This window comes from Streptomyces crystallinus, from assembly GCF_039521265.1.
Classification (GTDB): Bacteria; Actinomycetota; Actinomycetes; order Streptomycetales; family Streptomycetaceae; genus Streptomyces; species Streptomyces crystallinus.
On record NZ_BAAACA010000046.1, the window covers coordinates 25,517 to 36,232 of the forward strand.

Here is a 10,716-nt window from a genome sequence, read left to right on the forward strand (position 1 = left end):
CATGTGCCGGGCCTCAGGACTTCAGTAGCGGGGACAGGATTTGAACCTGCGACCTCTGGGTTATGAGCCCAGCGAGCTACCGAGCTGCTCCACCCCGCGTCGGTGAACACAACTCTACGGCATGCGGGGCAGTGCTCCGTACCGGTTTACCGGCGGCCGTCCGCTCACGCCGACCAGTGGCCGCGCGAGGCGGCCAGCACGAACCCCGGGCCGAAGCCGATGATCAGGCCCGACTGGCGGTCTTCGGGGGCCTGCGCGAAGGTGCGGGCCAGCACGTCGAGGACGGCCGAGCCGCCCAGGTTGCCGTTGACGGCCAGGCTCGCCCAGGCGTGCCGCAGAGCGCCGTGGTCGCGGTCGCCGTCCAGGCCGAACCCGGCGGCCGCGTCCTCCAGGACCCGGGGGCCGCCCGGGTGGACGACCGCGAACTGGAGCGCCTTGCCGCTGCCGCCGAGCCATTTGCGTACCGCCGGGAGGCTGTCGTTGAGAGCGGCGGTGGCGGCGGCCGTGGAGTCGAAGTGCAGCCCGGCGCCCGAGAGACGGCCCTGGTAGCGGTCGAGGCTGTCGGGCAGGACGTACTCGAAGGTGTCCTCGATGACGAAGCTCGGCCCGCTCCAGGCCGGGGTGTCCGAGACGACCACCGCGCCCGAGCCGTCCCCGAAGAGCACCTTGTAGATCATCGACTCGCGGCTGGTGTCGGTGTGGTTGTACGTGGCCGTCGACAGGCACTCGGCGACGACCACCAGGACGTGCGAGCCCGGGTGGGCGGCGATGTCCTCGTGCGCCCTGACCAGGCCGTGCGCGCCGCCCGCGCAGCCCACCGTCGCCATCGGGATGCGGCGGACGTCCGGCCGCAGGCCCAGTTCCCGGACGAGGGCGACGTCGAGGGAGGGCACGGTCCAGGAGGTGGTGTGGCTGGTGATCACGCAGTCGATGTCGTCGGGGGCGAGCCCGGCGTGCGCCAGGGCCTGCCGCCCGGAGCGGACCGCGAGCCTCAGCGCGTCCTCGTACGCGGCCCGGTTGCGCTCCTCGATGGTGGCATTTCCGGCCACGGTCGCGGCGCTGAGCGGGCGGGTGAAACGGCGGGTGCGGACGGTGGTGGCCCGGGCGATCCGCAGGTGCGCCTCCAGGCGCGGGCGATCGGGGTTGGCACGCCGAATGTCCGCGCAGATCTCATCCGTTGCGATGACATGGTCCGGCAGAACGACGGCGGGGAGGGCTATGTGAGCGGGCACGAGTGGGCTCCCTCGGGTGGCCAACGGGCGAAAGCTCAACCTACTTGAGGCGGCTGGAATTCGTTCCTGGGAATTCGAACAGAGCTCAGCCGGAGGGAGTCGTTCCGTGTACGGCCCGCTCCTGGGCCGCGCCGGTCGTGCGCTCAGCTCGTGAGCGGCGCGCTCAGCACCGGGTTCCGGCTCACCAGCGAGGCGCCCGGGGTGTAGAGGAGGAGCATCACCCGCGCCCCCGGCGAGGTGACCGGCTCGGCCACGCAGGTGGTGACCCAGCCGGGCCCGTACCGGCTGTGGCGGATGGGGCGCTCGGAGCCGTCCGGGTACGGGATCGGGGTGTCCCCCGACTCCCGGTAGAGCGGCCCTGCGACCGGGTCGGCCTGCACCTCGGCCTCCAGGCGGCGCAGCTCCACGTGGTTGGGCCGCATCTCCACCCCGTGCCGCAGCTGCGGCAGCACCATCGGCGCCCAGCGGTCCGCCCAGTCGGTGAGCACGTCCTCGCGCGCCTCGGGGTCCAGGGTCATCCACCGCATGGTGTTGGCCGGGACCTCGCCGCGCGGGAAGAGCTCGGCGAACTCCGTGTTGTGGGCGAGCAGGTTCCAGGCGGCGTCGGTGATGTAGGCCATCGCCCCGTCGATCTGCTCGACGACCCGCTGCCAGACGCCCGGGACCGACATCCCGGAGTCGCGGTGCAGGGTGTACGGCGGGTACTCGCGCCGGGTGAGCCGCCAAAGGAACGTCCACTCCTGCTCGTTCAGCCGCAGGGCGCGGGCCACGTTCGTCAGGAACTCGGCGGTGGGGTTGAGTTGCCCGTTCTCGAACCGGTTGTAGGTGCCGGGCGTGCGCTCGAGCAGCACGTCCATCTGCTCCTGGCTCAGCCCGGCGACCCGCCGGCCCGGCCCCGCCTGACGCGGCGGAAACCCGGCGGACTCGGGGTGGATGGCGGCGCGCCGCTCCTGGAGGAGCGTCTTGAGGGACATACGGTCACGGGCGGCGAGCGGCAAGACGGGACCTTCGTTCACGGGGGGACGGGGACGAACGGCTGTCGTCGCGGCGGGACGACGGTACGGATGACGTCTGTCGGTGCGCTCCCCCTCCCCCTGCCGGCCGACCCGGGGCCGAATGTTGATGGCTGGATCATTATCTGCAATTCAGCCCCCTGGAAAGGGGGCGGGGTACCCCTCCAGACTGTTCCGCACGAAGCCCCCACGGGCGTCGTACGTATCGACCCAGGTGAAAGCGGTTGCTTGACCGGACCGCCTCCCCGGGACGCGGCGGCTGTCCCTGTGCCGCGGGGACGACCGGCGTACACGTACCCCATTCAGCGGCCGGTGTCGACAATCGCCAATACGTCGCGTCCTCGACACCGGCCGCCCGCGGCGCGCCGGAGAGCAACATTCCCCCGTCTCCGGCCAGCCCCGGCATGCGGGCCGGGGCTGAGACGGCCGGCGCCGTGGAGCCCGTCCTCCTGGACGGGCCCACGGCGCCGGGCGTGTGCGTTCCTGGACGAGCGCGCCAGCCCGCTCCCCCCTTCGCACGAACGACGTCCCAGCCGCTGCGGCGGATCGACCCGCGCGGGCACAGCTACAGCGAAGTGCCCCGCCAGGCAAGCCCGGCGGGGCACTTCAGCGCAGGTCAGCGGGGATTCCCCCGCGCCCGCGACCGGTAGGCCATGTCGGACTCGAACCGACAACCAACGGATTAAAAGTCCGCTGCTCTGCCAATTGAGCTAATGGCCCCTGGCATACCGCACCCCCGCAGCATAGCCCGACAGGGCCCGGCAGCCGATCGGGTATCGGCTGTCGGGGACTGTGAGGCCCGTTTGGGGGGCAGGTTGGCGTGGACGGGCTGGTCAGCGTGGCTGGGATGGGGGCGTCAGCGCGGGCTGGGCGGGGGGCCTTCAGCGTGGGCTCGACCGGGGAGTTCGGCGTGCGGGCGGAGGAACCAGTGGCGGGCCGAGGCCAGCCACCAGGTCGTCGCGAAGCCCAGCACCACCAGGACCGCCACCGGCGCGTAGTTGAAGTTCCCCCAGGTCACGGGGGACAGCTGGGGCAGCATGAACAGGACTGTGATCAGCGCCACCCAGGCCACCGCCGCCACGCCGACCGGGCGGGACCAGCGGCCCAGGTGCCAGGGGCCGGGGGTGAACGCGTCGCCCTTGAGCAGGCGCAGCAGCGTGGGGATGACGTACGCGATGTACAGGCCGATCACCGCGATCGACGTCACCGCCGCGTACGCCGTCACGTTGATCAAGTAGGGCAGGCCGAGCACCAGGGCTCCCAGGGCCGCCAGCCAGACCGCCGCCACCGGGGTCCGCGTGCGGGGGCTCACCGTGTGCCAGACCCGGGAGAACGGGAGCGCGCCGTCCCGGGAAAAGGCGTAGATCATACGGGAGTTGGCCGTCACCGACGCCATCCCGCAGAACAGCTGCGCCCCGATCACCACCAGCAGGAGCAGCTTGCCCGCCGTCGCCCCGAGCGCGTCCAGGAGGATCTGGGCGGGGGGCGCGCCGGTCGCCGAGCCGAGTTCGTCGTCGTACGACTGGATGGCGTACGTGAAGCCGAGCAGCAGGACGAAGCCGGCTATCCACGACGTCCAGATCGAGCGCACGATCCCGCGCGGGCCCGCGGTCGCCGCGTCATGGGTCTCCTCCGTCATGTGCGCGGAGGCGTCGTAGCCGGTGAAGGTGTACTGGGCCATCAGCAGGCCGATCAGGACGACGTAGAAGCCGCTGCTCCAGCCCGTGTTGTTCACGTAGTGGGTGAAGACGAACCCCGTGGAGCGGTGGTGGTCCGGCGCGAAGGCCAGGGCGCCGGCTATCGCCGCCACGCCCAGCACGTGCCACCACACGCTCACGCTGTTGAGGATCGCCACGATCCGTACGCCGAAGGTGTTCAGGAGCCCGTGGAGGACGAGGATCGCCGCGAACAGCAAGATCGTCCGGCCGGGCGTCACCTCGAAGTCCCACTGGAGGTTCAGATACGCGCCCAGGAACGAGGCCGCGCCGAAGTCGATCCCGGCCGTCACCGCGACCTGGCCCAGCACGTTGAACCAGCCCGTGAACCAGGCCCAGGCCGCCGCGCTGCGCTCCGGCGCCAGGCGGTGCGCCCAGAAGTACAGGCCCGCCGAGGTCGGGTACGCCGAGCAGATCTCGGCCATCGACAGGCCGACCAGCAGCGTCATCAGGCCCACCCCGACCCAGCCCCAGGTGATCAGGGCCGGGCCGCCGGTGTTCATGCCGAACGCGTACATCGTCAGACAGCCGGAGAGGACCGAGATGATGGTGAACGAGACGGCGTAGTTGGCGAAGCCGGACATCCGGCGCGCCAGCACCTGGGTGTAGCCGAGCTGCGCCAGCCGCTCTTCGTCGGACGTCGCGCGGCGGCCGCCCAGGCCGCCCGCCGCGCCGCCGTCCGCCGGACCGAGACCGTCCGGGGCCTCGCCCGCCCCGGGATTCGTACTCGCGTCACTTGTCATGCCCCCAGCGATTCCCTCGCCGGGGGCATGACATGCGCCAGGGGTGGCCGGAACCGCGCCGCGTCCCGCCCGGAACCCGCGTACTAGAACCCGCTTACTAGAAGAGGTACTTGTACATCTGCCAGCCTCCGCCGACCTGCACCCGGCCGCCGAAGTTGCCCTTGCCGTCTCCCGGGTACGCCCACAGCACGCCGTCCGTGCCGCGCGCCAGCAGGTCGGGCCTGCCGTCGCCGTTCAGGTCGCCCGCGCCGACCAGCGCGTTGTAGACCTGCCAGCCGCCGCCGATCTTCACGCGGGTGGCCAGGGTGCCGCTGCCCGTGCCCGGGTACAGCCACAGGACGCCCGACGCATCGCGCGCCATCAGATCCGCCTTGCCGTCGCCGTTCACGTCACCTGCGCCCGACGCCAACAGGTAGTTCTGGAAGCCGGTGCCGATCTTCACGCGGGACTTGAAGTTGCCCGCGCCGTTCGCCTCGTAGAGGTACAGGTCGCCGCTCGACGCCTCCCGCGCGAGCAGGTCCGCGCGGCCGTCGCCCGTCAGGTCGCCCGGGGACGTGAGCACGTCGAAGGCGTTCCAGCCCGAACCGATCCTCGCGTACGGGGTGGTGGGGGTCAGCGCCTTGCCCGCGGGCTTGTACGCACGCAGCTCCCCGCTCGTCAGGCGGACCAGCACGTCGTTCTTGCCGTCGCCGTCCACGTCGTCGAACGGGACCGCGGACGACACCTCGTTCGCGCCCGTCCAGCCGCTGCCCGGCACCTTCGCGTCGACCTTGCCGCCGCCGCCCGCGCGGAAGTCCGCGACTCCGGCGGGGGTGACGGCGAGCAGGTCGCCCAGGCCGTCGGCGCCGACGTAGTCGCGCGGGGCCGCCGCCGTGCCCTTCACCTCGAACGGGGTGGTGAACGTCTGGTCCGGGCCGCCGTCGGCGGGGACCGCCGTCACGTACCAGGCGTACTTACCGGCGGACAGGGTCTTGCCGGAGTAGTCCTTGCCGTCCCAGCGCAGGGTCACCGGGCCGCGCGTCTCGAAGCCGGTGGCGGTGCGGAGCGTGTTGTGCGTGCTCAGGTCGACCAGCGCCAGCTCCCAGAAGCCCAGCGGCTTCGACGCCCACCAGCGGACCGTGCGCGCCGCAGACTTGGCGTCGACGCTCGCCGGAGCGTCCGTGTCCAGCGCGTGTACGGGAGCGCTCGCCACCCCGGACGGCGCCACGTGCGTGTCACCGGCCGCGTCCACGTACGCCACCGCGCCGCCGAAGCGGTCGACCGTCCACCCCTGGCCGGGCTTGGCCACGGCAGGCTTGCCGGCCTTGTGCGTGCCCGTGCCGCCGCGCAGGTCCGTGACGCTCAGCTCGCCGTCCTTCTGCCAGGCGACATAGCCGTCGCCGAGCAGGGCGCCCTGGTGGGCGGGCAGCTCGATGTTCTTGTCCGCCACCGTGTCGTACACCCCGGACTTGTCCCGGTCGCACTCCCAGTAGACGTCGCCGCCCTGCGCCTGGAGGGAGGTCATCAGGCAGGGGACGGAGATCCGCTTGCCGGTGGCCTTGCCCGTACGGACGTCGATGGCCTGGGCCGCGCCCGGGTCGTTGCCGATCCACAGGGTGCTGCCGGAGAGGGCGAAGTCGGGTGAGGCGATGCCGGTGTAGACGACCGCGCCCGTGTCGAGGTCGGTGACCTGGACCCGCTCGTCCCCGCGCCGGGTGGCGAGGTAGCGGCCCGAGACGCGCAGCACGTCCGCCTTCACGCCGAGGGTGCGCGCGGGCAGCTGGGCGCCTTCGTCGAGCACCTTCACCGTGCCGTCGGCGAACCGCTGGACGAGGCGTCCGTCGCCGGTGGCCTGGATCTCCGGGGTCTCACCGGCCCCGTCCGTGCCCCGGTCGATGCGCGGGCCGGCCTTCAGCGGGCCCGTGACCGACAGGTCGATGCCGCGCAGCCGCGGGTACACGCCGTCCGCGCCCGGTATCCGGTCCACCGTGTTGAGGCGGCCCTGCGCCAGCGCGAGCGCCGTGGGAACGGAGGCGAGGGCGGGCGACTCGCGGACCTTGGTGACGTCCAGGGAGGACCCCACCGCGTACACGCCCTGGTGGCCGTCGACCACCGCGCCGATCAGCATCGTCCCGTCGGCCTTGAAGCGGGCCATCGCGGTCGCCTTCTCCAGGACGACCCGCTCGGGGCCGCCCTTGAGCGGCACGGCGACCACCTTGTAGTCGAGCGAGGAGTACCGCTCCTGGCCGCCGGTCGAGATCCGGCGCGCCACCAGGACGTTGTCGCCGACCGCGCCGAGCAGCTGCGCGGTGTCGTACCCGCCGATGGTGAGCTGGTCCGTGGACGCCCAGAAGTCGGAGGTCTTCCAGACCGTGGCCTTGCCGTCCTTGGTCCACTGGACCGCGCGGTCGCCGCCGACGTCGATCTTGCCGTTCTCGAACTGCTCCGCCTTGAGTTGGGTGGTGCGGGCGATCCCGTCGCGGCCCAGCCAGCAGATCTGGGTCATGCCGGACAGGTCCCACTGGACGAAGATGCCGTCCTTGTTCCCCATGTAGAGCGAGTGGAGCGGCCCGGGTCCGCTGACCGGCGTCTCCTTGACCGTGCCGTTCTCCCAGGTCAGCAGGCTCATGCCGAGCGGGCCGTCGGTGACGACGACGTCGCCGAAGGTCCCGGCGAACTGCTGGCCCTTGGGCAGCGGCAGGGTCCGCTCCGAGCCGTCCTTCATGTTCCGCTGGACGACGGAGGTGTCGTCCTTGCCGGTGAGGACGAGGGTGTCCGTGCCGGTGCCCCATGCGGTGGTCCTGCCCTGCGGCATGACGACCGGCGCGGTGGAGCCGTCTGCGTACGAGGTCCAGTTGAACCCGGCCTGGGTCCAGCCGGACAGATAGCCGGTCTCGCCCGCACCGTTGATCACGGTGGCGTTGTCGTCGGGCGTGCGCTCGGCGGGAACGGTGAGTTCCGCCGGTGCGTCCGCCGCGAAGGCCGGAGCCGTGGCGAGCGGAGCGACGGCGGCCGCGATGCCGAGCGCAGTGACTGCGGCAATCGCGTTCCGTACGAGTGTGTGACGTCTCAAGTTGATGCTCCCGAAGCCGTTCAGGCATGGGAGGGCGCACGGCGCGCGGTGTGTGGCGCGACAGCGTTGCGCAGAAAAGCCCCCCGGCTCTCTGAAACCCCCCATACGAGTGGTTTGACCTTAACAGCAGCCACATTGCTGTGATGTTGGATTACCCGGGGAAACGGAAGGGCCCGTACCGCACCCGGTGGGTGCCGTACGGGCCCAACACTCGCTAAGCAGACTCAGCGTCAGCCGTTGCGCTTCCAGCGCGGCTTGTCGTCACGGCGGCCGCCGAAGGAGCCGCTGTTCGAGCCGGTGCCACGGTGGTCGTCGCGGCGGCCGTACGGACGCTCGCCGCCACCGGAGCGGAAGCCGCCCGAGGGACGGTCGTTGCGGTCACGGTTGAACGGGCGGTCGCCGCCACCGGAGCGGAAGCCGCCGGAGGGACGGTCGCCCCGGTCGTCGCGGCGGAAGCCGCCACCGCGGTTGTCGTCACGACGCTCGAACCCACGGTCGTTGCGGTCGCGGTTGAAGCCACCCGACGGACGGTCATCGCGGCGGAAACCGCCACCACGGTTGTCGTCACGACGCTCGTCGCGGCGGAAGCCACCGCCACGGTTGTCGTCACGACGCTCGAACCCACGGTCGTTGCGGTCGCGGTTGAAGCCACCCGACGGACGGTCGTCACGGCGGAAACCGCCACCGCGGTTGTCGTCACGACGCTCGAACCCACGGTCGTTGCGGTCGCGGTTGAAGCCACCCGACGGACGGTCATCGCGGCGGAAACCGCCACCGCGGTTGTCGTCACGGCGGTCGTCGCGGCGGAAGCCACCACGGTCGCCCCGGTCACCGCGGTCGTCGCGACGGGCGAAGTTGCCCCGCTCGTCACGGCGCTCGTACGCGGGACGCTCCTGCGCGACCGGCTCGGCGGCGACCACGGCGGCAGCGACCTCGGCCTCGGCGGCCTCGGCCACCTCGGCGACGGCGGCCTCGGGGTCCTCACCGCGCTCACGAGCCGAGCGGGCGACCAGGCGGTCTGCCTCCTCGCGGAGCTCGGCGGCGCGGCGCGTCAGACGCTCCAGCTGCTTGGTGAGCTCGGCGACCTCGCGCTCGGCCTGCTTGGCGGCGTTGTTCGCGGAGTCGGCCTGGACCTCGGTCAGCGAACGGGCGCCGGTGATCTCGGCGACCTCCGGGTCGAAGGCGCCGGCACCGCCGACGATGTGGCGCGAGGCGTCGACGCCCGCGTCCTCCATCAGCCGGAAGATCTGGCGGCGCTGGTGCGGCAGGGCCAGGGAGACCACGACACCGGAGCGGCCGGCGCGGGCGGTGCGGCCCGAGCGGTGCAGGTAGTCCTTGTGGTCGCCGGCCGGGTCCACGTTCAGGACCAGGTCGATGCCGTCGACGTGGATGCCTCGGGCGGCGACGTCGGTGGCGACCAGCGCGTTGACGTAACCGTCCTTGAAGTCCGCGAGGACGCGGGTACGGGCGCCCTGCGTCATGCCGCCGTGCAGCGCGTCGGCCTTCACGCCGGCCTCGACGAGCTGCTCGGCGATGCGGTCGGCGCCCAGCTGGGTGCGGACGAAGATGATCGTGCGGCCCTTGCGGGCGGCGATGGCGGCCGTGACCGGCGCCTTGTCCTTCGGCTTCACGACGAGGACGTGGTGGCTCATCGTGGTGACGTTGCCCTGGGCGCTGTCGACCTCGTGGCTGACCGGGTTCTTCAGGTAGCGCTTGACCAGGGTGCCGATCTCGTTCTCCATGGTGGCGGAGAAGAGCATGCGCTGGCCGCCCTCGGGGATCTGGTCGAACAGCTCGGTGACCTCGGGCAGGAAGCCCAGGTCCGACATCTGGTCCGCCTCGTCGAGGACCGCGACCTGGACGTTCTCCAGGGAGCAGGCGCCACGGTTGATGATGTCGCGCAGTCGGCCCGGGGTGGCGACGAGGATGTCGACGCCGCGCTCCAGGGCGTAGATCTGGTTGCCCATCGACGTACCGCCGCAGACGACCTTGATCTTCAGGCCGAGCACGTCGCCGTACGGCTGGAGGGCGTCCGCGACCTGCATCGCGAGCTCGCGGGTCGGGGTCAGGATGACCGCGCGGGGCTTCTTCTTCTCGGTGTGGCCGCCGGCGAGCTGCGCCAGGGTCGGCAGACCGAAGGAGAGGGTCTTGCCGGAGCCGGTGCGGCCACGGCCGAGGATGTCCTTGCCGGCCAGGGCGTCCGGGATGGTCGCGGCCTGGATCGGGAAGGGGGTGGTCACACCGTTCTGGGCGAGCTTGCGCACGACGCCCTCGGGCAGACCGAGGTCCGCGAAGGTGACGGTCGGCTCGGCGGCCTCGTCGGCCTGGGCCTCGGCGTCCTCGGAGGCCACCACGGCCTCGACGATCTCGGTGGTCTCTACGGTCTCGACAGCCTCGGCGACGACGATCTCGTCGTTCTCGGGCATGACGGTGTGATCAGTACTGGAAATGGACATGCGAAATGCGAAACCTTCCGGAGTCTCGGCACGCGCCCGTCAACTCCGTGAATTCGCAATTCGACCGCCTCGATGCGGTCAGCCACGGCTAGGGAGAGTACGCGCCACACGGCGCTCTTCTGTGTCGGCGCCGGGCAATGGGATCAAACGATCTACCACCATACGCACTCCCCCCACAGGAGCGCAAACCCTTCCTGTGCGATCCACCTCACACCAGTCCCGTCCTCCTCCGGCTAAACCGGTCCCACCTGCGGCGATGCCGCGGGTTCGGTCCGCGAGGCCGCGCCTGAACCGAGGTCGCGCAGCGCCGTGGTGCGGGTGTCGGCGGCCGGGGAGGCGGACGGCGAGTCGCTCGGCTTGGGGGTCACCGGCGGGTCCGGCGGCGGCTGGCTCGTCGGGGGCGCGGGCGGCGTCGGGGAGGCGGGCGGCGGGGTGGGCTGCTGCGGGGGCGCGGAGGGGCCGCCCGCGCTGCCGCCGCCGGGCGGGGCCGGGTTATGGGGCCGGG

The 10,716-nt window shown here is 71.7% G+C and carries 5 protein-coding genes, 2 tRNA genes and 1 pseudogene; all 8 read right to left on the reverse strand.

Translation table 11 applies throughout. From position 1 onward, the window contains the following. Positions 1-25: 25 nt before the first annotated feature. Positions 26-99, reverse strand: a tRNA-Met gene (locus ABD236_RS30085). 65 nt (positions 100-164) lie between these two features. Then, positions 165-1,232, reverse strand: a complete 1,068-nt coding sequence (locus tag ABD236_RS30090) for a PhlD (RefSeq protein ID WP_344079104.1) — start codon at positions 1,230-1,232, stop codon at positions 165-167. A gap of 143 nt (positions 1,233-1,375) precedes the next feature. Then, the gene (locus tag ABD236_RS30095) at positions 1,376-2,206 is read right to left on the reverse strand and encodes an MmyB family transcriptional regulator (protein ID WP_344079106.1); all 831 of its coding nucleotides are present in this window, start codon (positions 2,204-2,206) and stop codon (positions 1,376-1,378) included. Positions 2,207-2,892: 686 nt separating this feature from the next. Then, a tRNA-Lys gene (locus ABD236_RS30100) sits at positions 2,893-2,965 on the reverse strand. A gap of 136 nt (positions 2,966-3,101) precedes the next feature. Next, a complete protein-coding gene (locus ABD236_RS30105) occupies positions 3,102-4,703 on the reverse strand; it encodes an amino acid permease (RefSeq protein ID WP_344079108.1) in 1,602 nt (533 codons plus the stop codon). Between the two features lie 97 nt (positions 4,704-4,800). Beyond that, on the reverse strand, positions 4,801-7,755 hold the full coding sequence (locus ABD236_RS30110; RefSeq protein WP_344079111.1) for an FG-GAP-like repeat-containing protein: 2,955 nt from the start codon (positions 7,753-7,755) through the stop codon (positions 4,801-4,803). Positions 7,756-7,985: 230 nt separating this feature from the next. Next, positions 7,986-10,211, reverse strand: a complete 2,226-nt coding sequence (locus ABD236_RS30115; RefSeq protein ID WP_344079113.1) for a DEAD/DEAH box helicase — start codon at positions 10,209-10,211, stop codon at positions 7,986-7,988. Positions 10,212-10,444: 233 nt separating this feature from the next. Further along, positions 10,445-10,716 (reverse strand): annotated as a pseudogene (locus ABD236_RS30120) (hypothetical protein); the annotation flags it as partial.